Below are 24,756 nucleotides of genomic sequence, written 5' to 3'. Positions count from 1 at the left end.
AAAGTGCTATGGTATGATAAAAGATAATCTAAAGATTTTATTATTGAGGTGAGAAAATGAGTGTAGAATTATTACATTATACAAGAGGTAAATATGTAGAAAATATTCATCGAGGCGATGCTGTTTGTGTTGGCGTTGATGGCAATATTATTGATAAAGTAGGCAATGCTCACCTACCAATGTTTTGGCGCAGTGCAGCGAAACCTTTTCAATTATTACAGTTTGTAAAATTAGGTGGTATTGAAAAATATAATTTAACACAACAAGAATTAGCAATACTTGCTTCTTCTCATAGCGGTGAAGATATTCATGTAGAAACAGTAAAATCTATTTTGCATAAATTAGGTTTAACTGAAGAAGTATTAAACTGTGGTTCTGCTCGTCCTATGAGTGGAAAAGCTTTCAAAGAATTAGTAAAAAATAATTTAAAACCATCAGCATTGCATAATCCTTGTTCTGGTAAACATTCAGCAATTATCGCTCTTTGTCAGTTGTTGAATATACCAGTGGAAGATTATATAAAACCAGACCATGAAGCTCAAAAAATCATTCATCAAATAGTAGCTATGTCAGCTGGTATTCCTGAAGATGAATTAGATATTGGTATTGATGGCTGTGGTGTGCCTGTATTTTATTTACCACTTGATAAAATGGCATATGCTTATGCTCGTTTGATGAATGCAGAAGAAGGAAATTGGGGCGAATATACAGAAGCTGCGATAAAAATTCGTGATGCTATGTGTGCATATCCGCAGATGGTTTCTGGAACAGGTAGAATTGATAAAGCAGTAGCAGAAGTAACAAATGGACGAGTATTGGCTAAAATTGGTGCAGATGCAGTATATTGCTTAGCTTCTCGTGAATTAAAATCTGGTATGGCTTTTAAAATCGAAGATGGAAGCTATGCAGCAGTAACTCCAATGGTAATTGTAATGCTCAAACATTTTAATTATATTAATGAAGAAGAATATAATAAATTATTGTCAATGTATCCACCTGTATTGAAAAATCATCGTGGCGATATCATTGGTGAAATTAAAGCTGTTTTTTAAATAGTATTTTAAGTTAATTTGAAATCACTATTATTGTATATTCAATCGATAATAGTGATTTCTTTATTTTATGTAAAAGGAATGTTGAAATGGAAAAAGCAGAGAATTTTTATTGGAAATTATTTAAATCCACATTTATTATCAGTGCTTTTACTGTGGGTGGCGGTTTTGTAATCATACCGCTATTGAAGGCAAAATATGTTGATGAATATAAATGGATAAGAGAAAAAGATGCTTTGGATTTAGTAGCTATAGCTCAATCTATGCCAGGGGTAGTGGCGATTAATTCTGCTGTAATTTTAGGATATAAAATGCGTGGTGTAAAAGGAACTTTGACAGCTTTATTAGCCACTGTATTGCCACCGCTTATCACCTTATCTTTAATTTGTATTTTTTATAATTTATTTGCTACAAATCCATATGTGAAATTGCTATTAAAAGGTATGCAATGTGGTGCTACAGCATTGATTATCAATGTAGCATATGATTTATTGAAAAAAGAATTAAAGAAAAAATATATATTATCCTTATTTATTATTTGTTTTACCTTTGGCATGAGTTTTTTTACGGATATAAATGTAATGTATTTAATCGTTATTGATGGAATTATTGGTTTAATTTTAATGAGGGATAAAAAATATAATTAAAATAATTAATTTAGTGATAGAAAAATAGCAAAGGATTTTTACCATGATTTATTTAGAATTATTTTGGAGCTTTGTTCAAGTAGGTTTATTTTGTGTTGGTGGTGGATATGCTTCTATGCCATTAATCCAAGCACAAGTAATAGATGTACATGGCTGGCTTAGCATGAGTGAATTTATAGATATTTTTACAATTTCTCAGATGACTCCTGGCCCTATTGGTATTAATGCAGCGACTTTTGTCGGCATGAAAGTAGCAGGGTTTTTAGGTGCTATTGTGGCAACATTGGGATTTGTAACGCCATCGTTTATTTTAGGTATTATTTTAGCAAAATTATTTTTTAAATATGGAAATATTGGGGTGATTAAAGGTATATTAAATGGCTTAAGACCAGCTGTTGTAGCATTAATTTGTTCTGCTGGTATGAGTTTTATATTTTTAGCTTTGTTCAATACAGAAAAAATGCCAATAAATGTAGCAGATATTGATTATTTAGGTTTATTTGTATTAATTGTAGCTTTTATTGCTGTTAGAAAAAAAGTGGGAATTATAAAAATTTTGGCTGGTTCTGGTGTATTAGGACTTATTTTAGGACTAATCGGAAAATTTTAGGGGGATTTTTTAGCATAATATATTGAATTTATCAATGGTATATATTATGATTATAAATAAGATATATACATATGAAAGAGGCGAAATGAATTGGCAGCAAAAGTATTTACCGAAGAACAAAGAAAAATTCTCAGTAAAAACCCTAATGTAGAGTCAGTAGAAAAAACACGAATTATTTATACAGAAGCATTTAAATCTTATTATGTAAAAAATTATTTAGCAGGGAAAAAACCTACAGAAATTTTTATTGAAGCAGGTTTTGACCCATCAATTTTAGGCAATAAACGCATAGAAAGAGCTTCAGCAAGATGGAGAAAATTATATGCTGATGGTCAATTAATCATAGATACTAAAGAAAATATATCAGTAGAAACAAAGGAAGAAAAAATAATGAATAGTGAACCAACAAAAAAAAGAAGAGGTCGTCCTCGTAAAAATCCTGTGGTAGAAACAGTAGCAGAAACAAAAAAAGAAGAATATACAGTGGATATGCCAAAGAAAAAACGCGGTCGTCCTCGTAAAAGTCCAGAAGTTGTATCACAAGTAGAAACTACAGAAAATAAAGCAAAAACAGTTAAAAAACGTGTAAATAAAATTGCTGCTATGGCGCAAAATATAAAATTAGCTGAACCTGTGGTTAAAAAAGAAGTAAAAGAAGAAGAAGCACCACAGAAAAAAAGAAGAGGCCGTCCACCAAAAAATGCACAAAAAGCAGTAGAAACAAAAGTGGAAACTAAGGTAGAAAAAGTAGAAACACAAGTAAAAGCAAATGAACAAGTAGCAAAGAAAAGAAGAGGTCGTCCTCGTAAAATTGTACAAAATGTAGATGAAACACCAGTACAGAAAAAAGAAAATATCGAAGTAAAACCAGTAGTTAAAGCAAAAGAAGAAAGCATTTCTAAAGTAGAAAAAGTGGAAAAAATAGAAACTGTAGAACAAGCAAATCCTGTAGCTGCTTTAGTAAAAGCTATCAATAGACTTACACGTGAAGTAAATTCTTTAAAACGTTTAGTCGCTGGTAAAAAAAGAATAAATTATTAAGATATAAATATCTTTTTATCTCTGTAGAATATATGGGGATAAAAAGATATTTTTTTGGTCAAAATAGAAAAATTATTATAAAAGCTTTTTATTGACCTTTAACCTTTATATTGTTATTATAAATATATTGTAAATGTGAATGTCGTTCATAATTACTTATACATATATTGAATATATAAATATTTGCTTGTATAAACTAGAATTAAAATAAGGAATAGGTGAAATAACTTGATAAGCGTAACGAAATTATTATTTGCAACAGAATATTTTGGAGACTCTCTTCGTTATACAGATAATGCTCATAAAGCAAGAAATGGCGTAAGAGAAGGCATGGGACCAGTAGTAGTTTGGAATTCTACACGTACATGTAATTTAAAATGTCGCCATTGTTATATGAGTTCTGATGCTAAAAAATATCAAAATGAATTGACTACAGCAGAAGCAAAACAATTCATTGATGATTTAGCAGATTTCAATGTGCCAGTATTATTATTTTCTGGTGGAGAACCATTAATTCGTCCAGATTTCTTTGAACTTGCAGACTATGCAGCGAAAAAAGGTGTACGTCCTACATTATCTACTAATGGTACTTTGATTACACCAGAAGTAGCTTGCAAAATCAAAGATATTGGTGTAGGTTATGTGGGTATTTCTTTAGATGGTCTTCGTGAAGTAAATGATAAATTTCGCGGGAAAGCTGGAGCTTTTGAAGCTGCTATGAATGGTATTAAAAACTGTGTAGCAGTTGACCAACGCGTAGGGCTTCGCTTCACTATTAATCATCACAATATCCAAGAATTAGAAAATATCTTTGATTTCATTGAAGAAGAAAATATCAATCGTGTGTGCTTCTATCATTTAGTATATTCTGGTCGTGGCAATCAAATGATGGATGAAGATGTAACAGCTGAAGAATCTCGCCGTGCTATGGATATAATCATTCGTCGCACTCGTGATTTTGAAGAACGTGGTTTGAAAAAAGAAATCTTGACTGTAGATAACCATTGCGATGGTGTATATATGTATTTAAAAGCACTTCAAGAAGGCAAAGATGAACTTGCTCAGCAGATTAAAAAATATATTGCTATGAATGGTGGTAACCGTTCTGGTATGGCTTTTGCCGAAGTTGACCCACTTGGATATGTACATCCTGACCAATTTACACAACATCATACTTTTGGCAATGTTCGTGAACGTAAATTTGGTGATATTTGGCAAGATACAACAAATCCTATTATGGCAGGATTGAAAGATAGAAAACCATTATTAAAAGGTCGTTGCAGTAAATGCAAATTCTTAGATAATTGTAATGGTAATTTCAGAACACGTGCTGAAGCTCGCACTGGAGATTTTTGGGAATCAGACCCTTCTTGTTATTTAACTGATGAAGAAATTGGTATTACAGGAGCTGAAAAATAATGATTATTTCATGGAATACAACAAATGCTTGTAATATGTTTTGCGACCATTGTTATCGTGATGCTGGTTGTAAAGCAGATGAAGAATTAAATACGCAAGAAGCGAAAACGCTTTTAGAACAGATTGCAAAAGCTGGCTTTAAAATCATGATTTTTTCTGGTGGAGAGCCACTTATGCGCCCAGATATCGTAGAACTTGTGGAATACGCTACAAAATTAGGTCTTCGCTCTGTATTTGGTACAAATGGCACGCTTATCACAGAAGAAATGGCTTTAAAATTAAAAAATGCTGGTGCTATGGGCATGGGAATTTCTCTTGATTCCATGGATGCAGAAAAGCATAATAATTTCCGTAAATTCCCTAATGCTTGGGAAGGCGCTGTTCGTGGTATGAGAAATTGTCGTAAAGTAGGATTGCCATTTCAAATTCATACAACAGTGATGGATTGGAACCAACATGAATTGGAAGCTTTAACAGATTTTGCTGTTAAAGAAGGCGCTGTAGCTCACCATATTTTCTTTTTAGTGCCAACAGGTAGAGGAAAAAATATCGAAGCAGAAACACTTCGCGCTAAAGAATATGAAGATGTTATCACAAGAATTATGAAAAAACAGCAAGAAGTGGATATTGAATTAAAACCTACTTGCGCACCTCAATTTATGCGTATAGCTGACCAGATGGGCATGAAACTTCGTTTCCGCCGTGGTTGCTTGGCTGGTACATCTTATTGCATTATCAGCCCTCGCGGAAAAGTACAGCCATGTGCTTATTTAAATATGGAGCTTGGTGATGTTCGCAAAACTCCATTTGATGAAATCTGGAAAAACAGCGAAGTATTGAATAAATTGCGTACTTTTGAATTTGAAGGCAATTGTGGTAAATGTAAATATAAATTCAGCTGTGGTGGCTGTAGAGCTAGAGCTGCTTATTATAATGATGGCAATTATATGGCAGAAGAACCATGGTGTCTATATAGTCATAAATAATAAAAGTGTTGTATATGGTCTAGGCTATATACAACACTTTTTTAGTTGATTTTAATTTAAAATTGTATGTTTATCATTAAATTTTATAATGCGACTATGAGGTAGAGATAATAATTCTTGTTCATGCGTGGAAATCAAAATAGTTTTATTAGCTTTGATAAAATCTAGGAGAAATTCTTTAAACCATTGTCTAGTCTTATTATCAAGCCCATTTAAAGGTTCATCAATCATAAGTACATCTGGATTTAGAGCTAAGATTGCAGCAAGAGCCACTTTTTTCTGTTCACCACCACTTAGATGATAAGGTGGTCTATCTTTTGACATACTCCCCCTGCCTTTAGGCATGGGGAGTATGTCAATTAGTCTATAAAAGGGGATAGTTTGAGCGATATAGGCTAAAAAAAGAACAGTTATAAAAATTTTAAAAGGCAGATAGAAAAGGCGAGTATTATTTAGTAATAGAGAAGGTAAAATTATTATTAAAGAAAATAAAGTTGATATCAAAGTCGGTTTTAATATAGAAATGATGAGTTTAGTATTTAAAGTTGATAGATAAATTAGACTAAAAGCTAAAATAATTAAAGGAAAAAATATTTTTTGTGCAGAATTTATTAAAATTATGGTGAAAAAAATGAGTAATAATTTTTCACTGGGATTTAGCCAACTGTTTTTATGGGGATAATTATGATGGCGAAGAAAAATTAATTTAGTAGTAATGGAAAATAAAGTTTTTTGCCAAAAATTATCTTTATCCTTTGGGGGTGTGTACTCATCTGTAGTTAAAAGCCATTTAGGAATTTTAGCAGAATTATCAAAGTGATTGTTTTTTTGCATAAATAATACTTCCCAGTATTTTAAAGATGATGATTAAGAGAGCGACACCAATAATAGCTGAAGCTATATAAGCTAAAATATCAGTTGTCCCACTCATAGTATAATCAGGGAAAAAAGCTTCATAATTAAATCCATTTAATAATTTTTCTGGAATAAATCCAAGAGGAACCCCCGAGGAAGTATCATTTATAATTTCTTCTGGAGCCCATTCACCCCATGCAGTGCTTTCAGCTATGAGTCCAATTGGAGAAATGATAATTAAAAATACTAATAAAGAAAAAATAGAATTTAATTTTATCTGTTGGCTATCATAAATTATATTTGGAGATGTCTTGAGGATAAAAAGATATAAAGATAAAGTAAATAAACCTTCTGCTATGCCGGCAATCGTCAAGTGAGATAAAGCCATGGCAGGTATGGATATCCAAAGAGGATAAGGACAATAAAGCGGTTGACCTAAATTATCTACAAATAATAATGGCTGAATACCAAGTTCTAAAGCTGTGAAAAAAGCAGCTAAATTTATACTGATATAGGCAGATAGAAAAATAGTGCATTTATGATAAAACGGAGATAGATGAATTTTATTTAAAATTTTATAAATAAAAAAGCCAGTGAAAGGTAAAATAAATGCTATATTAAAACAATTAGCCCCAAAAGATAAAATACCACCATCACCAAAGATTATAGCTTGAATGAAAAGTGCTACACTGATAGCTATACAGGCGGCATAGGGCCCTATCAGTAAAGTAATGAGTGTTCCACCAACGGCATGGGCTGTAGTGCCATCAGGAATGGGCAGATTAAACATCATCAAGATAAAAGCAAATGCGCCACTTATACCAATTAAAGGAATTTTATCAGTAGATAAAGTTTTATTTATCTTGCGGATAGAATAGTACCAGATAGGTGTCATAGCTACAAATAAAGTAGCACAAGTAGAAGGGCTTAAATAATTATCAGGAATATGCATGATGAAATCCTCCTTATAAATAATATTATTTGCCATCATTATATTATTTATAAATGATAAATATAAGCCTATGTATAGGATAGAAATAAAAATTAAAATAAAATCATGGATATCAAAGCATTAAGCTATAATTTAGGAAAGTGAAAATATTTTTATATGGGGGTATGGGGGAATATGATAATTAAAAATGAACGAGGTGTATTTTATGAAATACGATTTAGAAAATATTAATGCTCGCTTTGGCATTGGCAGTCAAAAATGGCAGGAAATGAAAAATAATCCTTTAGTAGATGAAAAAGTAATTCCTTTTTCTGTAGCTGATATGGAATTTAAACTTGCCCCAGAAATCACAGAAGGATTAAAGAAATTTATAGATGATAATATCTTAGGCTATGCAGGCACGAATAAAAAATATCGTGAAAGCGTTTGTAAATGGCAACAAAAGCATCATGATTTTACAGTTGATGAAAAATGGCTTGTAGAAACACATAGTGTAGTAAATGCTTTTTTCACTGCTGTAAAAGCATTTACGCAAAAAGGCGATGGTGTGATGTTATTTACACCTGTTTATTATCCTATGTATAAAGCTATAGAAATCAATCAAAGAAAATTAGTGGAAATACCTTTGATTAATAATGGTATGACATATGATATTGATTGGGACTTATTTACAAAAAAAGCTAAAGCAATAGATACAAAAATGTTGATACTTTGTAGTCCGCATAATCCTTGCGGTCGCATTTGGACAAGAGAAGAATTAACCAAAATCAGTGAAATTTGTTTAACAAATGATATTTTAGTAGTAGCAGATGAAATTCATGCTGATTTAATCATGCCAGGATTTAAACATGTTTCCTATGGTACGATTTCTAAAGAAGCATTAGAACATTCAATTATTTGCACAGCACCAAGTAAAACATTTAATTTAGCAGGTATGCAACTTTCTAATGTATTTATAGCTAATGAAAATTATCGCAATCTATTTAAAGCAGAACAAGCAACTGATGCAGATTTTGCTTGTAGTATTTTAAGTTATGAAGCTTGTCGTTTAGCTTATGAATATGGCGAAGAATGGTTGACAGAGGTCATAAATATCATTGATACAAATAAAAAAATAATCATGGATTTTATGCAAGAGTATTTTCCACAAGTGAAAATAACACAGCTTCAAGCGACATATTTATTATGGCTTGATTTTAGAGCATTTAATTTAACTAATGAAGAATTAGAAATGCGCAATCGCCAAAAAGCGTGCCTTTATTTTGATGAAGGTTATATTTTTGGCAAAGCAGGTAGTGGCTTTGAACGTTGGAATTTGGCTTGTCCAACAAAATATATTCATTGGGCATTAGAGCGTTTATATCAGGCTTATAAAGAGTTTGCTGTGAAATAAATTTATAGATAAAAAAAGAAAAACCTTCTATGTTAGGGCTATACATAGAAGGTTTTTCTTATGCAGTTTGAAGAGTTGTTATCATCAGTTTATCCAAATTAGGAATAATTTTGTTGATAACATGAAAAAGAAGGTGTTCATCACAGCTTACGCCGATAATGTCTGCTACTTGTTTAAGGTTTTGCGTAGCATTTTGAGCAGCAATGCCGTAGTCGGCAAAGAGAAGCATTTCTATATCATTGTCAAAATCACCAACAGCGATAAATATTTTATCCTTGTACATAGGCATTTTGCGTAAATTATCCAACATAATACCTTTAGAAGCATTTTTAGGAATTAATTCAAAATAACTAGACCAAGAAGTAAAATATTTGGCAATTTTATCCATCTCCATAGATTTGGCGAAATTATGGAGCCATGATATCGTATGAGTATTTGTTGTATAGAATTGGACTTTTAAGATATCTAAATCATAAAGGTCATCTAGATTACTTCTGATATAAGATAAATTTTCACGTTTGATAACAGGGTCATCAAATTCTTCTTTAGTGATGATGTAAAAAGTATCTTTAGTATGAAGTTCTATACAAGTGTTAGGACAATGAATTAAACATTGTTTGAGAAAATTGAAAAGAATTTTTGTTTGCAGTGATAATGTTTTTAAGACTACATTATTATTCGTGTCTTGCAAGATTGTGCCATTATAAAATATGCTAGGTGCATTTATAGGAAGCTCTGGAATATATTGTTTACAACTGTGGAGGGTTCTTCCAGTAGCTACTGCAAATGTACCACCGGCTTTAGTGAATTCATTTAAAGCATATTTGTTAATAGTGGAAATTTGCGATTTAGAATTAATTAATGTGCCATCCATATCACTGATTAAGAAAACATTACTAAAATCTGTCATAATTATTACCTCAAAATGGAGTTAATTTTGTAGAAGATAGAAGCTACCACGCATAGCAAGTCTTCTTCTTCTACAAATGTATCTAATAACCAGAGGTGCTATTTCCTAACTGATATGCTTTTATTATAAATGGGATATTTTAAAGGATAATGAAGTAAATGTAAAAAAATAATAAAAATTTCTAAAAAATATTGATATTTTTTAGAAGCGTTGATATAATATTAATGGATAAAAATTATTAATTAATAAAAATTACAAAGGAGATGTTATTTATGAGAAGTATTACAAAACTTGATTTACAGTATGCACATCGTTTTTATGGTTTCAAGGGCGAAGCACAATATCTTCATGGGCATACAGGTGTTCTTACTATTGAAGTAGAAGGTTCTATTAATTCTGGCGTAAATATGGTATTCCCTTGTAATGAAATTCAAAAAACTGCATGGGAAGTTTTGAAAAATTTTGATCATGCTTTAATTTTGCGTGAAGATGATCCATTACTTCCTGCTATTTTAGGTGTTTATGAAAAGCAAGGCATAAAAGATGGTGCACCGAATAATATAATGAAAGGGCCTGCTTTTAAAACAGAACTTGCTACTGCATATCCAGATTGTCGTCTTGTTGTTACAAAAGAAACAATGACAGTTGAAGGTATGATAAAAATTGTTTATGAGCTTTTAAAAGATAAATTGAATATTGTAAAACTCACTTTCTCTAGTGGAGTTAATTTGGCATCTGAAGAATATGAACCACATCTTGAAGTTGATCGTTGTCCATCATGTGGTATTGCATTGAATGAAGATGGCGTTTGCCCAAAATGCGGTTATAAGAAACCATAATTATATTTATAGATAAAAAAGCCACAGCATATTGCTGTGGCTTTTTTATCTAATTATCTTTGACGAGCAACTGTTCCTGCTCTACCTGGTAAATATCCATGATAAACTTCACATTCTTTAATATTAGGAACATGTTTACCTTCTTCTAATTTTACAAATTCATAACCAAGCTTTTTGGCTTTTTTGATGAAATCATGAAGAATAGGTAATTGTTTTAAACCTTCCATTTCCGAATGGATAGTTAAAACATTAAATTCTTGATCGCAATGACTTAACCAATAATCATTGATATTTTCTTCAGTGATTAATTTATCATCTAAAGTGCTACCTAAACATTCATCCATAGTGAGCAATGTTCCTGGAATTTGTAGTGGCAAATATTTTTTATCATTCATGATAGGATAAAATGGATAATATCCGCGAACATCACTGCAATAATCAAAACCTAATTCTTGTTGAACTTTTAAGCTACGAGGAGTTACTTGCCAGCCAGGAGCAGCACAAGCTTTAGCTTTAAAGCCAGCGATTTTTTCAAAGAGATTAATGGCTTTGGTCAATTCTTCTTTTATAGTATCTTCAGATAGGAAAGGCAATTTATCTTGCCAATAAACATGGTCCCAACAATGAATGCCACATTCGTGATTTTCTTTAATAGCACGAAGAAATGGCAAAGGATTTGGTTCGACGATATGAGGTGCAGGTAAAAGAGTACCATACATCATAGTTTTAAAACCATAAGTACTAGGTGCTTTAGTGCGTAGCATTTTAGTTAAAAAACCTTTGCGAAAGATACGGCGAATAGCTTTACCAGAATTATCTGTGCCCATGGAGAAAAAGAAAGTAGCTTTGATATTTTCTTGTTTAAAGACATCAAGCATGCGAGGTACGCCTTCATCATAGCCACGTTTTGTATCTACATCAATTTTTATAGCAATTTTTTTAGCCATAATATCCTCCAAATTTTATATTTTAGTTAAAAAGCCATCGCCACTAGCAAATGCTGAGGCAATGGCTTTGATTTTTATAAATAATAATTAAGCTTTATCTAAATTTTTAGCATACCATTCAAGTGTATAGTGGATTGCTTCGCGAAGTGTAGCTTTTGGTTTCCAACCGAGGCGAGTTTCCATTTTTTTCACAGATGGCAATCTATCTTGCATATCATCATAATTTTTACCGTAATATTTATCGGAGTCCATAACGATAAATTCTACTTTATCGGCTTTATCTTTGAATTCAGGGAATTTTTTCATTTCATCAACAACGATTTCAGCCATTTCTTTGATGGAATAATTGTTTTCAGGATTACCAATATTGAAGATTTGTCCTTCTGCTTGATTATCTTTATTAGTGATGATATCGATTAAACCTTGTACACCATCGCCTACCCAAGTAAAGCTACGACGTTGAGCACCACCGTTTACAAGTGTTATTTTGCCAGTGTACAAAACATCATAGATGAATTGAGTGATGGAACGACCTTTATGTTCGCTTGCATCTTTGAAGCTATCAAGGCGAGGTCCTACCCAGTTAAATGGACGGAATAAAGTGAATTTAAGTCCCATTTCTTGACCAAAAGCGAAGATTACTCTATCCATCATTTGTTTACTGCAACTATAAATCCAACGACTCTTAGATACAGGACCTAAGATTAAATTACTGTTGTCTTCGTCCATGACTTTATTGTTAGGGTCAGGCATACCATATACTTCAGAAGTTGAAGGGAAGATAACGCGTTTACCATATTCAGCACATTTACGAACCATTTTTAAGTTTTGTTCAAAATCAAGTTCGAATGTCCAAAGTGGACGAGTTATATAATAAGCTGGGCGAGCGATACCGATTAATGGTAAAAGAACATCACATTCTTTAATTTGTTCATTGAGCCAAGCTTCTTCTTTGAAGATATCGCCTTTTTTCATAGAAAAGCGAGGATTATCTAAGAATTGAGTGATATTATTATCTGCTAAGTCAAAACCTTGAATTTCCCAATCTGTTTGAGCAAGTGCCATTTCAAGGAAATGAGAGCCAATAAAACCGTTTACACCAGTAACAAAAATTTTCATATGATAAATACTTCTTTCTATCTTTATTTATAATAGTTTATTCAAGTTCGAATTTAGTACCGATTGGCAATAAATCAGTAAATGCTTTAGCATCTAATTCAGCTTCATTTTCAAATTGTAATTTTTCTAATTGAAGTAGACCTTTTCCAGTGCCAATGCAAAGTGGATTAGTGCTTACAATTTCACCAATATTTCCTGTTCCTTCGATTGGTTTTGCCCACCAGATGAATAATTTTTTATTATTTACATAGGTGAAAGCTCCAGGAAAAGGATGTGTAACGCCACGAATGAGATTATATAAACTAATGGCGTCTTTAGAAAAATCTAATAAACCATCTTTAGGGCGACGTCTGCCAAATTTTGTGGCTTGTGTATCATCTTGTGGTGTCAAAGTAATAGTACCTGCCTCTATTTTTGGCAAACAATCTTTGATGATTTCACTAGCGATTTTACTAACTTTGATGAAAACATCTAAAGATGTATCTGTAAATGCTATATCAAATCCACGCTGGTCTACAATATCACCTTCATCGGCTTTTTCTGTCATGAGATGAAGTGTGGCACCAGTGCGTGTTTCACCATTTACTACAGCCCAATTGATACATGTTTGACCACGATATTTAGGCAATAGAGCACCGTGAAGATTATAAGCACCTAAACGAGGTTTTAAAATGATTTCATTAGGAATTAAACGGCGAAAATAGAAAGAGAAGATTATATCTGGATTTAAATTTAAGATATAATTAGTAGCTTCTTCATCTATTTTTTTTGGTCTAAATACAGGTATATTATTAGCCTTAGCTAAATCATATACAGAATGAAACCATATTTCTTCATCAGGGTCATCTTGATGGGTATATACAGCTAAAATATTAGCTTTAGCCTCTATTAAAGCTTTAAGACAAGTATATCCAGGTTCACTATAGGCAAATACAACGATAGAAGGTCTATTCATCTTCTTTAGCACCGTCCTCATATATTTTTCTGATTATATAATGTGGTCGTTGCTGAATTTGTTTATAAATTCTACCAGTATATTCGCCAATGATACCAAGTGCCATAATAGTTGCACCGATCAAGAAGAAGTTTACAGCCATTAAAGTGAAGACACCATCAGCTTCTGGTCCGACAATGATACGGCGTAAAATCAAATATAAGAAAAAGATAATACTTAAAAGGGAGATACCCATACCGCTCATTGTAACCATTTGTAGTGGAGCTATAGAAAAGCTTGTCATTAAGTCAAAATTTAAGCGAAGCAAACGGAAAAAGCTATATTTAGATTCGCCAAATTCGCGTTCGCGATGATTGACTGGGATTTCTATAGGATTTACTGCAAATTTTTGACCTAAAGCAGGAATGAAAGTAGTGCTTTCACGACTTTGAACGATGATATCGACAATACGACGACTATATCCGCGGAGCATACAGCCATAATCGCTGATATGCAAACCACTGATGCGATTAGTCATTCTGTTTACAAAGCGAGAAGCTACTTTTCTAAATAAAGGGTCATGACGATTTTGACGACATGTGCCGACTACATCATAGCCTTCATCCATTTTGGCAATGATTTTAGGGATTTCTTCTGGTGGATTTTGAAGGTCAGCATCTAAAGTAATGATGTATTTTCCACGAACATTAGCAAAACCAGAAGTGATTGCCATATGCTGACCGAAATTACCATTTAAATCAATGACGCGAACAGTTTTTTCATGCTCTTTTTGAAAGTCATAGAGCATGGCAAATGATTTATCACGACTGCCATCATTGATAAAGATTATTTCAAAACTACGCTGTAAATTTTCCATTACAGGATAGAGTTCTTTAAATAATTGAGGGAGAGATTCTTCTTCATTGTAAACTGGAATTACAATGGAAATTTCAGGACTTCCTAGCATTTTTTAGTTATCAGCCTTTCATACCACAGATTTCTTTGATTGCTTCGATAACATCTGTTACATCTTCATCAGTCATTGCAGGGAAGAGTGGTAAGGAAACAATACGTTCAGATACATATTCAGAGTTTGGTAAATCGCCAGCTTTAAGATCAGTGAGTTCGCCAAAGCAAGTAAATAAATGAAGTGCTTGATAATGGTAAGCTGTACCGATATTTTTAGCACTCATTTTTGCCATGAAATCATCACGACTAAAACCGAGTTCATCAATATCAATTAGAGGTGTGTATATATGCCAAGAATGAACATTGCCTTCTTCAATTTCTGGAGGAAGGATTAAACCACGTACGTCTTTTAATTCTCTTTGATAGCGAGCTACGATTTCACGACGACGATTATTGAATTCTTCAAGATGAGTGAGCTGGTCGCGACCGATAGCAGCTTGAATATCCATCATTTGATATTTTAAACCTGGACGGAAAATATCATAATGAGCTTTACCATTTGCTTGATAACGGTTCCAAGCCCCTTTACTCATACCATTTTGACGTTGCATAGACATGAGTTCAGCTGCTTCTTCATCATTTGTACAAATCATGCCACCTTCACCAGTTGTGATATTTTTTGTTGGGTGGAAGCTAAATACAGCAATATGACGAGCACCACGACCAAAGCCGATTTTTTTACCTTTATATTCTGCACCAAGAGCATGAGCGGAGTCTTCGATAATGCCAAGATTATATTTTTGTGCAAGAGCTTCAAGTGCGTCCATATCGCAAGGGCGACCTGCAAAATGAACAGGAATGATAGATTTTGTTTTTGGTGTGATAGCTTCTTCAATTTTATTTATATCAATATTGAATGTATGAGGGTCAATATCTACTAAAACAGGTTTACCACCAGCAAATACGATTGCATTTACAGTGCTAGCAAATGTCATAGGTGTAGTAATGACTTCATCACCAGGCTCGATAAGTGCCATTACAGCGAGGTGTAAACCGGCAGTAGCAGAGTTTACGGAGATACCAAATTTGCAACCTACATAATCAGCAAATTTTTGTTCAAAATCTACTGTTTTAGGGCCCATAGCGAGCCAACCTTTACGAATAGAGTCTGCTACATCAGCAATAGCTTCTTCGCTAACCATAGGTTTAGCAAAAGGTAAAAATTCTTTACGCATTGAAATATTCCTCCAAATCATTTAACTATTATTTATTAATCAAAATAGTATATGACCCTTCAGTTAATACTTGTTTCGCTGGAGAAGTCAATACATTGAGACATTTATCTTTATAACGTTCTTTAACCACAATTATAATACGCTTTTGACTGTTCCACAAATCATTTAACTCTTCGCCATTGAAAAACCAACCTGCACCACTTGGATGTTCAGAGCCAAACTCAAGTTCACCTTTGAAATCAGCAAGAGCAACTCGTTGATTAGTGTAATATGGTATACCGTGATAAAAATCGCCATAATTTACAATTAAAGCGTCTTGTGGATTTAATTCATTGATTTTTTGGCTTACATAATATACGGATTGATTATTGTGGACTTGTTGTTGAACATCATGAAGACCTAAACCAAAGAAAAATCCCATGATACAAAGAACACTTACAGTGCAACGAAATCTTTTTGTTTTTATCCAAACCAAAATAGAAGCAATAGTACCGATGAATAATGCTGCTGTGAGTAAACCACCTTCGGCAATGAATTCATCAATTGTCAAATAATTAGAACTTAAGACATAGCCAACTAAAGCTCCAACAAAAGCTAAGCATAAGATGCTATTGATTAAAAAGCTATGACTAAGCCAAGAATTTTCATCTTCAAAACGTTTGATGGAAGCTGCAATTAAAATAGCAAGTGGCATCCAGCAAGGCATGATATATGGTACTAATTTAGAATCAGAAATAGAGTAAAAAATGAAAATAATAAAGAACCATAATAATAAGAAGATGATATCAAAGCGATTGCGCTGAGATGTTGTTTTACGAATAACACCTTTTTTACTGAATAAGGATAATAAAAATCCAGTCCAAGGTAACATGCCGATGATTACAAATGGAATGAAGAACCACCAAGGCTGGAATCTATCGTGCATTTTAGTTGTAAAACGCAAGAAATGCTCACGAATAAAGAAGAAATAAAAGAAATCATGGTTTGCTTGGCAAACAAGATAAAACCATGGAACAGTAACGATGAGAAAAGCTAAAATTCCAGGTAGATAAAATAATTTTAAGAATAAACGAGGTCTTTTTGTTAAAATTGTATACCAAAATAAAATACCAAATGGTAAGATTATAGCAACTAAGCCCTTAGTTAAAACACCAAAGCCCATGGCGATATAAAAGGCAACAAGCCATTTTTTCTTTTCTGTGCGTTCAAAAGCATAGAAAAATACCATGCAGGCTGTCATAAATAAAGTCAGAGCCATATCTAAAATATTAATTGAGGCAACGATTAAATTTAAACAAGATGTGGCTAGAATAGCACTAGCAAGTAAACCTACTTTGCGAGAATACATCATTGTGCCTAAAAATCCAGCAAGACCAACGCAACCGATAGCTGATAATGCAGGCAAGATACGTCCGGCAAATTCTGTAACGCCGAAAATTTTCATCATGATGGCAGTAAACCAATATTGAAAAGCAGGTTTTTCAAAGTATTCTACGCCGTTTAAATGTGGAGTGATAAAATCACCACTAAGTAACATTTCACGAGGTATTTGATTGTAACGACCTTCATCAGGGTCCATTAAATGATAAGAGCCTAAATGGGCTAAATAGAGATAGAAAATAGCTAAAACAAATATTCCCAACAGTAATTTTTTATTTTTTAGACAAAAATCACGCAAGAAAAAACCTCCTAGATAAATGATTTTAAAAATATGTTTAAACTATATAATTATACTATTTTTTATATTTCTCTACAATCAAGATATAGTATAGATATCTAAAATGATTTTTTTCTGAGTATAGAATAGATAGTTTATATTTCTAAATATACTAAGATTATATTATAATATTAATATAGAATAAGTATAATAAAAGTTGGTGAAATTATGGGATTAGCTAAAATTGGAAATTCTGATACTTTAGTAAATGAAATTATCACACAACTCTCTCAAGCTATTATTGAAGGTGATTTTAAACCTGGTGACAAACTTCCATCAGAAGCTGAACTATGCGAACAACTCGCTGTCGGTAGAAATTCACTTAGAGAAGCTATTCGTGTATTAAATGCTATGGGAGTAGTTAAAACAAAACGTGGTCAAGGTACTTTTTTACAAGATACAATATCGCACGAAGTATTCAATCCTCTCATATTTCGTTTAATTCTTGACCCCAAAAATACAACTGATGTTTTCGAGCTGCGCGTGATGGTAGAATCCATCGTTGTCATCATGGCCATACAGAAGGCTTCGCCGGAAGAAATCAAAACCATCCGCGATTTAGTCGACGAAACAAACCGTGTAGCCAAATCGGACCAGGGCTCTGTCGAAAATCTGATAAAACTCGATATGCAGTTTCATCTCGCCATTGCCAAATGCGTACATAATAAATTGATAACCTCAATCCTTGAAACGCTCGTTTTAATGTTTGAACCGTCAATAAAAAAAGTACTGCAAAAAGAAGGCGGCATTGATTTATGCCTCAAAAACCATTATGCTATCGTCGACTTGATTGAACAGCGCGATATTCTCCGCGTATATGATACGGTCGAAGCTACACTCATTGATTCTTTTGCCAAAGAATAATTTTTCATTTCCATTATATTTTATGTGCATTCTTCTCTAGATTTAGAGAAAAATGCACATAAAATCATCTAAAAATAAAAAAGGAATTGCCATTTACGACAATTCCTTTTTTTATTTATTTTGCTTTTACCGTTACACCGGCAATTTTTTCATAAAATTGAACAATACTGCTGTGGTCGTCATTATTATGACCTGTTGCTTTCAGCGAAATCATTATTTCTTTGAGCTGCGGTGTCAAGATAAGCGGAACATCAAGTTCATCAGCCGTCGCCACGACGTTTGTGATATCTTTCAGATTGATGTAAATCGGTCCGCCCGCTTTGAAATTGCGCGAATACATCATCGGGGCTTTTTCTTCCAAAACCGCACTGCCCGCAAATCCGCCGCGCACCGCTTCAAATACTCTTTTCGGGTCGGCTCCCGCTTTTGTTGCCAGCACCAGCGCTTCCGCCACCGCCGCTATATTTAAATTAACCATAATCTGATTGGCAAGTTTAGCAACGGAACCGCTGCCGTTAGGACCAACCACTGTTATGGATTTTCCCAAAGCTTCCAAAATAGGACGGACTCTTTCCACAACGGCCTCATCTCCGCCAATCATGATTGCCATTGTAGCATTTACCGCACCTATTTCTCCGCCGCTTACAGGAGCATCGAGAAACTTACATTTTTTCGCTTCCACCATCTGCGCAAACTCTTTTGACGCTACCGGCGAAACGGAACTCATGTCAATAACTACAGAATTTTCTTTTATACCGGCCAAAATACCGTTTTCATCTTCAAGCACGGATTTTCCGATCGAAGCTTTGGGAAGCATCGTTATTATAACATTGCTGTTTTGCGCGACTTCTTTCGGGGAGGAAGCCGGCTTGGCACCGGCTTTTTCGATAATTTTTACAGCTGTTTCATCTATATCATATACTATGAGCTCAAAACCTGCCTTCAGCAGATTTCTGCTCATTGGTTTGCCCATAATTCCTAGTCCGATAAATCCGATCTTCATGTTAAAGACTCCCGCATTTTAAATTTTAATGCAAAAATTATTATGAATTAACAACTTTACCTGTCTGCTTAATGACAAATATTACAATTAAACTGCTTAAAATCATAAATCCGGCCAATGCAAAGATACCTGTTGTATACGAACCGGTCGAAGAAGACAGAGCGCCTAAGATGTACGGACCGAAGAAACCGCCCAGATTGCCGACACTGTTTATAAGCGCGATACCTGCTGCTACAGCGCTGCCCGATAAATAGGATGGAGGAATTGCCCAGAACGGAGTGTATGCGCCGTATGCACCGCACAAGCTGATAGTGTAAATAACGATAGCAAGTATCGTATTAATTTCCGCCACGTATACGGAAATAACGAGACCGATAGCCGAAACAATGAGAGAAGTTGCCACGTGGAAGCGGCGTTCCTGTCTTTTATCCGAACTTCTGCCGACAGAAACCATAGTGATAGCCGCCAGTAAATACATGAAACCGATAAGCCAGCCGAGCATGCTTGTTCCCATAGAGCTGGACAGGCTGTGAATTAATGTAGGCAAGAACATGATTACACCGTAGTAACCTGCCATCCAGCAGAAATATGCGCATGCCAGAATTAATACATCGCGTTCTTTTAAAGCCTGCATGAAAGTAATGGATTTCTTTTTACGTTTAATCGCTTCTTCTCTGGCCAGAACTTTTTTGAGCCAATCTTTTTCATCAGCTTCCAGCCATTTGGCATCATCAATTTTATCCGTGAGATAAAAATACGTAATAACACCTAAGATGACGGACGGAATTGCTTCTAAAATAAACAGGTTCTGCCAGCCGTGAAAGCCCCATAAATCCAAGGTGAGCAGATAACCGGAAATCGGCGAGCCGAGCGCCGATGCCGCCGGGATTGCCGCCATGAAACCGGCGAGTGCTCTGGCATGATGTTTCGTCTGATACCACTGGCTAAGATACCACGCCATGCACGGGAAGAAGGAGGCTTCCGCTACACCGAGTGCAAAGCGAACAGCATAAAACTGCGCTGGAGTCGTAACGAATGCCGTGAGACCGGAGATGATACCCCAGGAAATCATGATGCGGGAAATCCATTTTCTCGCGCCGAACTTCGTCATCAAAGCACCGCCCGGTACTTCCAACAGAAAATAACCGATAAAGAAAATACCTGCACCGAGACCGTAAACTTCATTGGAAAAATTAAGCGTTTCATTCATCTGCAATGCTGCAAATGAGATATTGAGTCTGTCCAAAATTGAAATTGCGAAACAAAGGAATAGAAACGGAATTAAGCGTTTTGAAACTTTTCTGACAGTACTGTGCTCAATTTCCGCTATAGAACGAGCCATAAAAATTACCTCCTAAAATAATACGAACATATAAACTTACAAACAAAAACAGCAGGATAGGTTGTATCCTGCTGCTCTAAGATGGGGGTATATTATTAAAGAAAATAGCAAGGATAGCCTGTTATTTAATCCATATGAGAGCCACCATTAATATCTACATCTTCACCAGTAATATAAGATGCTTCTTTTGAACCTAAGAAACAAATTGTATTTGCAATTTCTTGAGTTTCACCTGGACGACCAACCGGAATATCAGAAATAATTTTATCAGCTTGTTCTTTTGGTAAAGACTTCCATATTTCAGTATTAATAAGACCTGGACATACACAGTTTACAGTAATACCATCTATAGCTACTTCACGGGCAAGATTTTTAGAGAAACCTAATACAGCTGCTTTAGATGCAGAATAATGAGCACCTCCAAAAATACCACCACCACGCTTACCAGAAACAGAAGATAAGCTAATGATACGGCCATATTTTTGAGCTTTCATAGGTTTTAATACAGCTTGAGAACATAAGAATAAGCCAAACATATTTACGTTAAAAATACGTTTCATATCATCTAAAGTCATATCTTCTACTGTTACTTTTTGAGAAATACCTGCATTGTTTACCAATACATCAATACGTCCAAATGTATCTAAAACAGTCTGTACCATTGCATCAACAGATTCTTTAGATGTAATATCTGTCTTAATACCAATAGCTTCATGACCACTTTGTTTAATAATATCAACTGTTTCATTTACACCAGCTTCATTAATATCAACAATAACTAGCTTTGCTCCTTGATTAGCAAAAGTTTTTGCAATAGTACGACCGATACCTTTTGGAGAACCACTACCTGTTACGATGACAACCTGATTTGTAAAATCTAACATAATTAAAGACTCCTTCTCTATTTTATATGAAAATTCATTTCAAAAATTAATTAATTTGTAAGTAGTGTAATATTTTATATCATTAAAATTCGTATCCATATAAATACAAAATATTACACTACTGGGGTAGATTAACTACTTTTATTTTTGAATAGCTTTCGCTTGTTCGATAATATTTTCTACAGTGATACCATTCATGGCAAGTAATCTTTCATATGGAGCAGACTGACCAAATTGGTCTTGAATACCAATACGGTAAACTTTACCTTTACCCATTTCTGCTGCCACTTCACAAACCGCACTACCTAAACCATTAATAATATTATGGTCTTCTACTGTAATAATTTTACCAATATCATTTATACAAGAGATAACTGCTTCTTTATCAAGTGGTTTAATTGTATGCATATCAAGAAGACGAACAGAAATTCCTTCTTTTTCCAAAGTTTCTTTTGCTTCGATAGCTAAACGAACTGTATCACCATTAGCAATGATTGCTACATCTTTACCGTCAGAAAGTTTTACAGCTTTACCAATTTCAAATTCTGTATTTTCATCATAAATAACAGGAATATTATCACGAGTAAATCTTAAAAATACAGGACCATACATTTCAGCAGCAGCTTTTACTAGTTTTTTAGCAGCATAATAATCTGCTGGCATGATTACAGTCATATTTGGAATGGTACGAAGAACGCCCATATCTTCAATGGCTTGATGACTAGCTCCATCATTTGCAGGAGTAACACCACCATGAGAACATGCAAATTTTACATTTAAATTTGGATAGCAAATTTCTTGACGAATTTGTTCGCACATGCGAAGAGAACCAAATACCGCATAAGTTACTACAAATGGAATTTTTCCGCAAGTTGCTAATCCAGCAGCAATACCAGCTCCATTTTGTTCAGCAATACCAACATTTAAGTACTGTTGAGGTAATTCTTTCATAAATGCGCTAGTTTTACAAGATTTACCAATATCATTATCAATTACATAAATTTTATCGTTAAGCTTACCAAGAGCAACAATTTCTTCTCCGAAACCATTACGTGTAGCAATTTTTTTTGTAGTATCCATTATTTTAACCCTCCGTCTAATTCTTCCATGGCTTGTTTATATTCTTCGTCGTTAGGTGCAACACCATGCCAACCTAATTGATTTTCCATGAAAGAAACACCGCGACCTTTGATAGTATCAGCTATTATTGCTTTAGGAAGATTATTGTGTGAAGCTCTGATTTTATCTAAAGTAGCTACAATTTCTTCCATATTGTGACCGTCAATATAAAATACTTCATAGCCAAAAGCTTCAAAGCGTTTACCGAGATCAATATTTGGCATGATTTCATCACAAGTTCCGTCTAATTGTAATTTATTATTATCAACAAAAACGATTAAATTATTTAATTGGTATTTATAACCAGCCATTACAGCTTCCCAAATTTGACCTTCATCACATTCGCCATCACCAAGCATAGCAAATACACGATAATTTTTATTATCTCTTTTGCCGGCAATAGCCATACCAACAGCACAAGATAACCCTTGACCTAGAGAGCCTGTGGAAATATCTATACCAGGACATTTTTTCATATCTGGATGACCTTGAAGAATAGAACCTTCTTGTCTTAATTTGTGTAAATATTCTTTAGGGAAATAACCTAATTTTCCTAAAGCAGCATATAAAATTGGACAAACATGACCTTTAGAAAGAACAAAACGATCACGATCTTCCCATTTTGGATTAGTGGGATCGATATTCATTTCTTTAAAATATAAAGCAGTAATGATATCTGCTGCGGATAAAGAACCACCTGGATGACCAGATTGAGCTTCATAAATCATTGTTATGGCAGATTTTCTAAGCTCGATAGCAATTTGTTTTAATTCAGAAATAGATGTATTTTTCATTATTGCACCTTCTTATATTAAATATCCTATATACCTTATGTAATATCACATATCCTACAACCTACAAGAAGAATATATCATATTGTTTATGTTTTGTAAATAGTTTTTTGATAATTTTTAAAATAAATATATTTTTATAAATTACGTTTATTATGAACTTATGGATGCATTAATAATAATTTTATTATTAACAGTTTGTTATATATGCTTTTACATTTTTTTAGAATATAGTTATAATTAAAAGATATTATATTGTAAAGAATGGTGAATTTAGTGGCTTTAACTCGTATAAAAAATCAAGAAAGTTTAGTGAATGAAATAATTATTCAGTTGTCTCAAGCTATATTAGAAGGTGATTTTAAGCCAGGAGATAAATTATTATCTGAAGCACAATTATGTGAAAAATTAGGTGTAGGGAGAAATTCCTTAAGAGAAGCTATTAAAATGTTAAATGCTATAGGAGTATTGGAAACCAAAAGAGGGCAAGGAACATTTTTAGCAAAAGAAATTTCTCATGATGTATTTAACCCATTAATTTTTAAATTAATTTTAGAACCTAAATGTGCAAAAGATATTTATGAGTTACGCGTGTTATTGGAAACTATGGTAATTTTAATGGCAATAAAAAAGCAACAGCTGAGGATATAACAGAGGTTAAAACTATTGTATTAAAAACAAAGGAATTATTGGAAAATGGACATAATAACATAGAGTCTTTTGTAGAATTAGATATGCAATTTCATTTAACTGTAGCAAAGGCAACACATAATCATTTAGTGGAAACTATTCTAGCTACGGTTATAACTATTTTTGAACCATTTATAAAAAAAGTATTATTAAGTGAAAATGGCATATCATTGAGTATTAAAAACCATACAAATTTAATTCAGATAATTGAACAAAAAAATATAATAGAAGCAATGAATGCAGTTAAAAAAAGTTTAGATGAATTTATGTATTAAATGATTTATTGGGGAGATGAAATTTTGACAAATTTATTATTGATTATTGTGAGCTGCACACTTGTGATTTTAATCATGAGTTAGGCGAATAAAATAGTCAGCGTATATAGAAATATGTACGTAGAGATAGACAAAGAGCTATCCAATACTGTTTGAATTGCTGGAAAACCCTAAAGATATCTGAACTACAACGTAAACATGAAATAAAGTTAAGCGTGAATGT

General features: G+C 33.5%; 25 protein-coding genes. 11 read left to right on the top strand and 14 right to left on the bottom strand.

Annotated elements, in window-relative coordinates:
- Positions 1-56 precede the first annotated feature (56 nt).
- The 6 genes from AC5LAX_RS10740 to nirJ2 all read left to right on the top strand — a co-directional run bounded on the left by AC5LAX_RS10740 (position 57) and on the right by nirJ2 (position 5,755).
- Complete coding sequence (locus AC5LAX_RS10740; RefSeq protein WP_117585210.1) at positions 57-1,052, top strand: asparaginase; 996 nt, start codon at positions 57-59, stop codon at positions 1,050-1,052.
- Positions 1,053-1,141: 89 nt separating this feature from the next.
- Complete coding sequence (locus tag AC5LAX_RS10735) at positions 1,142-1,699, top strand: chromate transporter (protein ID WP_115152279.1); 558 nt, start codon at positions 1,142-1,144, stop codon at positions 1,697-1,699.
- 43 nt (positions 1,700-1,742) lie between these two features.
- Positions 1,743-2,309: a chromate transporter gene (locus AC5LAX_RS10730; protein ID WP_008539410.1), complete on the top strand. Its 567-nt coding sequence runs from the start codon at positions 1,743-1,745 to the stop codon at positions 2,307-2,309.
- A gap of 90 nt (positions 2,310-2,399) precedes the next feature.
- Complete coding sequence (locus AC5LAX_RS10725; RefSeq protein ID WP_117585211.1) at positions 2,400-3,350, top strand: HTH domain-containing protein; 951 nt, start codon at positions 2,400-2,402, stop codon at positions 3,348-3,350.
- A gap of 228 nt (positions 3,351-3,578) precedes the next feature.
- A complete protein-coding gene (gene nirJ1 / locus AC5LAX_RS10720; RefSeq protein WP_288909307.1) occupies positions 3,579-4,769 on the top strand; it encodes a putative heme d1 biosynthesis radical SAM protein NirJ1 in 1,191 nt (396 codons plus the stop codon).
- A complete protein-coding gene (nirJ2, locus tag AC5LAX_RS10715; RefSeq protein ID WP_008539413.1) occupies positions 4,769-5,755 on the top strand; it encodes a putative heme d1 biosynthesis radical SAM protein NirJ2 in 987 nt (328 codons plus the stop codon). The genes nirJ1 and nirJ2 overlap by 1 nt, the downstream gene beginning before the upstream one ends.
- A gap of 51 nt (positions 5,756-5,806) precedes the next feature.
- On the opposite strand, the gene AC5LAX_RS10710 is transcribed toward nirJ2, so the two are convergent.
- Together AC5LAX_RS10710 and cbiM are read right to left on the bottom strand one after the other, a co-directional pair.
- Entirely contained in the window at positions 5,807-6,589 is a 783-nt protein-coding gene (locus AC5LAX_RS10710; RefSeq protein ID WP_288909308.1) for an ATP-binding cassette domain-containing protein, read from the bottom strand.
- The gene (cbiM, locus tag AC5LAX_RS10705; protein WP_288909309.1) at positions 6,567-7,562 is read right to left on the bottom strand and encodes a cobalt transporter CbiM; all 996 of its coding nucleotides are present in this window, start codon (positions 7,560-7,562) and stop codon (positions 6,567-6,569) included. Before cbiM ends, AC5LAX_RS10710 begins: the two co-directional genes overlap by 23 nt.
- A gap of 205 nt (positions 7,563-7,767) precedes the next feature.
- Here cbiM and AC5LAX_RS10700 point away from each other — a divergent pair, with 205 nt between their 5' ends.
- Positions 7,768-8,955, top strand: a complete 1,188-nt coding sequence (locus AC5LAX_RS10700) for a MalY/PatB family protein (RefSeq protein ID WP_204921596.1) — start codon at positions 7,768-7,770, stop codon at positions 8,953-8,955.
- Between the two features lie 58 nt (positions 8,956-9,013).
- Here the strand turns inward: AC5LAX_RS10700 and AC5LAX_RS10695 are convergent, their stop codons facing one another.
- Positions 9,014-9,865, bottom strand: coding sequence for an HAD-IIB family hydrolase (locus tag AC5LAX_RS10695; RefSeq protein ID WP_117464480.1), 852 nt, complete (start codon positions 9,863-9,865; stop codon positions 9,014-9,016).
- Between the two features lie 272 nt (positions 9,866-10,137).
- On the opposite strand from AC5LAX_RS10695, the gene AC5LAX_RS10690 reads away from it, so the two are divergent.
- Positions 10,138-10,704: a 6-carboxytetrahydropterin synthase gene (locus AC5LAX_RS10690; protein WP_288909310.1), complete on the top strand. Its 567-nt coding sequence runs from the start codon at positions 10,138-10,140 to the stop codon at positions 10,702-10,704.
- A gap of 53 nt (positions 10,705-10,757) precedes the next feature.
- Here the strand turns inward: AC5LAX_RS10690 and AC5LAX_RS10685 are convergent, their stop codons facing one another.
- The 6 genes from AC5LAX_RS10685 to AC5LAX_RS10660 all read right to left on the bottom strand — a co-directional run bounded on the left by AC5LAX_RS10685 (position 10,758) and on the right by AC5LAX_RS10660 (position 17,526).
- Positions 10,758-11,651, bottom strand: coding sequence for a 4-deoxy-4-formamido-L-arabinose-phosphoundecaprenol deformylase (locus AC5LAX_RS10685; RefSeq protein WP_117585218.1), 894 nt, complete (start codon positions 11,649-11,651; stop codon positions 10,758-10,760).
- Between the two features lie 87 nt (positions 11,652-11,738).
- Positions 11,739-12,770, bottom strand: a complete 1,032-nt coding sequence (locus AC5LAX_RS10680; RefSeq protein WP_022228438.1) for a bifunctional UDP-4-keto-pentose/UDP-xylose synthase — start codon at positions 12,768-12,770, stop codon at positions 11,739-11,741.
- Between the two features lie 37 nt (positions 12,771-12,807).
- Positions 12,808-13,725, bottom strand: coding sequence for a formyltransferase (locus AC5LAX_RS10675; RefSeq protein WP_117585219.1), 918 nt, complete (start codon positions 13,723-13,725; stop codon positions 12,808-12,810).
- Positions 13,718-14,671, bottom strand: a complete 954-nt coding sequence (locus tag AC5LAX_RS10670; protein WP_115152269.1) for a glycosyltransferase — start codon at positions 14,669-14,671, stop codon at positions 13,718-13,720. Before AC5LAX_RS10670 ends, AC5LAX_RS10675 begins: the two co-directional genes overlap by 8 nt.
- A gap of 10 nt (positions 14,672-14,681) precedes the next feature.
- Entirely contained in the window at positions 14,682-15,848 is a 1,167-nt protein-coding gene (locus AC5LAX_RS10665) for a DegT/DnrJ/EryC1/StrS family aminotransferase (protein ID WP_117585220.1), read from the bottom strand.
- A 28-nt stretch (positions 15,849-15,876) separates the two neighbouring features.
- On the bottom strand, positions 15,877-17,526 hold the full coding sequence (locus AC5LAX_RS10660; RefSeq protein ID WP_288909311.1) for a phospholipid carrier-dependent glycosyltransferase: 1,650 nt from the start codon (positions 17,524-17,526) through the stop codon (positions 15,877-15,879).
- A gap of 207 nt (positions 17,527-17,733) precedes the next feature.
- Between AC5LAX_RS10660 and AC5LAX_RS10655 the strand changes: the two genes are divergently transcribed.
- Complete coding sequence (locus AC5LAX_RS10655; protein WP_117585222.1) at positions 17,734-18,429, top strand: FadR/GntR family transcriptional regulator; 696 nt, start codon at positions 17,734-17,736, stop codon at positions 18,427-18,429.
- A 115-nt stretch (positions 18,430-18,544) separates the two neighbouring features.
- Here the strand turns inward: AC5LAX_RS10655 and garR are convergent, their stop codons facing one another.
- The 5 genes from garR to AC5LAX_RS10630 form a co-directional block, all read right to left on the bottom strand.
- Entirely contained in the window at positions 18,545-19,432 is an 888-nt protein-coding gene (garR, locus tag AC5LAX_RS10650; protein ID WP_117585223.1) for a 2-hydroxy-3-oxopropionate reductase, read from the bottom strand.
- Positions 19,433-19,472: 40 nt separating this feature from the next.
- Positions 19,473-20,774 carry an MFS transporter gene (locus tag AC5LAX_RS10645; protein ID WP_167625126.1) on the bottom strand — a complete coding sequence of 434 codons (1,302 nt, stop codon included), beginning with the start codon at positions 20,772-20,774 and terminating at the stop codon, positions 19,473-19,475.
- A gap of 125 nt (positions 20,775-20,899) precedes the next feature.
- Positions 20,900-21,658: an SDR family NAD(P)-dependent oxidoreductase gene (locus tag AC5LAX_RS10640; protein WP_117585225.1), complete on the bottom strand. Its 759-nt coding sequence runs from the start codon at positions 21,656-21,658 to the stop codon at positions 20,900-20,902.
- Between the two features lie 141 nt (positions 21,659-21,799).
- Positions 21,800-22,738, bottom strand: coding sequence for a transketolase family protein (locus tag AC5LAX_RS10635; protein ID WP_117585226.1), 939 nt, complete (start codon positions 22,736-22,738; stop codon positions 21,800-21,802).
- Positions 22,738-23,571 (bottom strand): transketolase, encoded by an 834-nt coding sequence (locus AC5LAX_RS10630; protein WP_117585227.1) that lies wholly within the window; start codon positions 23,569-23,571, stop codon positions 22,738-22,740. Before AC5LAX_RS10630 ends, AC5LAX_RS10635 begins: the two co-directional genes overlap by 1 nt.
- Positions 23,572-23,832: 261 nt before the next feature.
- Between AC5LAX_RS10630 and AC5LAX_RS10625 the strand changes: the two genes are divergently transcribed.
- Both AC5LAX_RS10625 and AC5LAX_RS10620 read left to right on the top strand, forming a co-directional pair.
- A complete protein-coding gene (locus tag AC5LAX_RS10625; RefSeq protein WP_117585228.1) occupies positions 23,833-24,219 on the top strand; it encodes a FadR/GntR family transcriptional regulator in 387 nt (128 codons plus the stop codon).
- Between the two features lie 38 nt (positions 24,220-24,257).
- The gene (locus tag AC5LAX_RS10620) at positions 24,258-24,533 is read left to right on the top strand and encodes a FadR/GntR family transcriptional regulator (protein WP_240921536.1); all 276 of its coding nucleotides are present in this window, start codon (positions 24,258-24,260) and stop codon (positions 24,531-24,533) included.
- Positions 24,534-24,756: the final 223 nt, after the last annotated feature.

Source organism: Megamonas sp. (genome assembly GCF_986095205.1).
This window is presented reverse-complemented; position numbering and strand designations above follow the sequence as displayed.

Bases quoted from the DNA above. Each gene is read 5' to 3' on its own strand.
- AC5LAX_RS10740 (WP_117585210.1), top strand. From the start codon at position 57: ATGAGTGTAGAATTATTACATTATACAAGAGGTAAATATGTAGAAAAT.
- AC5LAX_RS10735 (WP_115152279.1), top strand. From the start codon at position 1,142: ATGGAAAAAGCAGAGAATTTTTATTGGAAATTATTTAAATCCACATTT.
- AC5LAX_RS10730 (WP_008539410.1), top strand. From the start codon at position 1,743: ATGATTTATTTAGAATTATTTTGGAGCTTTGTTCAAGTAGGTTTATTT.
- nirJ2 (WP_008539413.1), top strand. From the start codon at position 4,769: ATGATTATTTCATGGAATACAACAAATGCTTGTAATATGTTTTGCGAC.
- AC5LAX_RS10710 (WP_288909308.1), bottom strand. From the start codon at position 6,589: ATGCAAAAAAACAATCACTTTGATAATTCTGCTAAAATTCCTAAATGG.
- cbiM (WP_288909309.1), bottom strand. From the start codon at position 7,562: ATGCATATTCCTGATAATTATTTAAGCCCTTCTACTTGTGCTACTTTA.
- AC5LAX_RS10700 (WP_204921596.1), top strand. From the start codon at position 7,768: ATGAAATACGATTTAGAAAATATTAATGCTCGCTTTGGCATTGGCAGT.
- AC5LAX_RS10695 (WP_117464480.1), bottom strand. From the start codon at position 9,865: ATGACAGATTTTAGTAATGTTTTCTTAATCAGTGATATGGATGGCACA.
- AC5LAX_RS10690 (WP_288909310.1), top strand. From the start codon at position 10,138: ATGAGAAGTATTACAAAACTTGATTTACAGTATGCACATCGTTTTTAT.
- AC5LAX_RS10685 (WP_117585218.1), bottom strand. From the start codon at position 11,651: ATGGCTAAAAAAATTGCTATAAAAATTGATGTAGATACAAAACGTGGC.
- AC5LAX_RS10680 (WP_022228438.1), bottom strand. From the start codon at position 12,770: ATGAAAATTTTTGTTACTGGTGTAAACGGTTTTATTGGCTCTCATTTC.
- AC5LAX_RS10675 (WP_117585219.1), bottom strand. From the start codon at position 13,725: ATGAATAGACCTTCTATCGTTGTATTTGCCTATAGTGAACCTGGATAT.
- AC5LAX_RS10670 (WP_115152269.1), bottom strand. From the start codon at position 14,671: ATGCTAGGAAGTCCTGAAATTTCCATTGTAATTCCAGTTTACAATGAA.
- AC5LAX_RS10665 (WP_117585220.1), bottom strand. From the start codon at position 15,848: ATGCGTAAAGAATTTTTACCTTTTGCTAAACCTATGGTTAGCGAAGAA.
- AC5LAX_RS10655 (WP_117585222.1), top strand. From the start codon at position 17,734: ATGGGATTAGCTAAAATTGGAAATTCTGATACTTTAGTAAATGAAATT.
- garR (WP_117585223.1), bottom strand. From the start codon at position 19,432: ATGAAGATCGGATTTATCGGACTAGGAATTATGGGCAAACCAATGAGC.
- AC5LAX_RS10645 (WP_167625126.1), bottom strand. From the start codon at position 20,774: ATGGCTCGTTCTATAGCGGAAATTGAGCACAGTACTGTCAGAAAAGTT.
- AC5LAX_RS10640 (WP_117585225.1), bottom strand. From the start codon at position 21,658: ATGTTAGATTTTACAAATCAGGTTGTCATCGTAACAGGTAGTGGTTCT.
- AC5LAX_RS10635 (WP_117585226.1), bottom strand. From the start codon at position 22,738: ATGGATACTACAAAAAAAATTGCTACACGTAATGGTTTCGGAGAAGAA.
- AC5LAX_RS10630 (WP_117585227.1), bottom strand. From the start codon at position 23,571: ATGAAAAATACATCTATTTCTGAATTAAAACAAATTGCTATCGAGCTT.
- AC5LAX_RS10625 (WP_117585228.1), top strand. From the start codon at position 23,833: ATGGTGAATTTAGTGGCTTTAACTCGTATAAAAAATCAAGAAAGTTTA.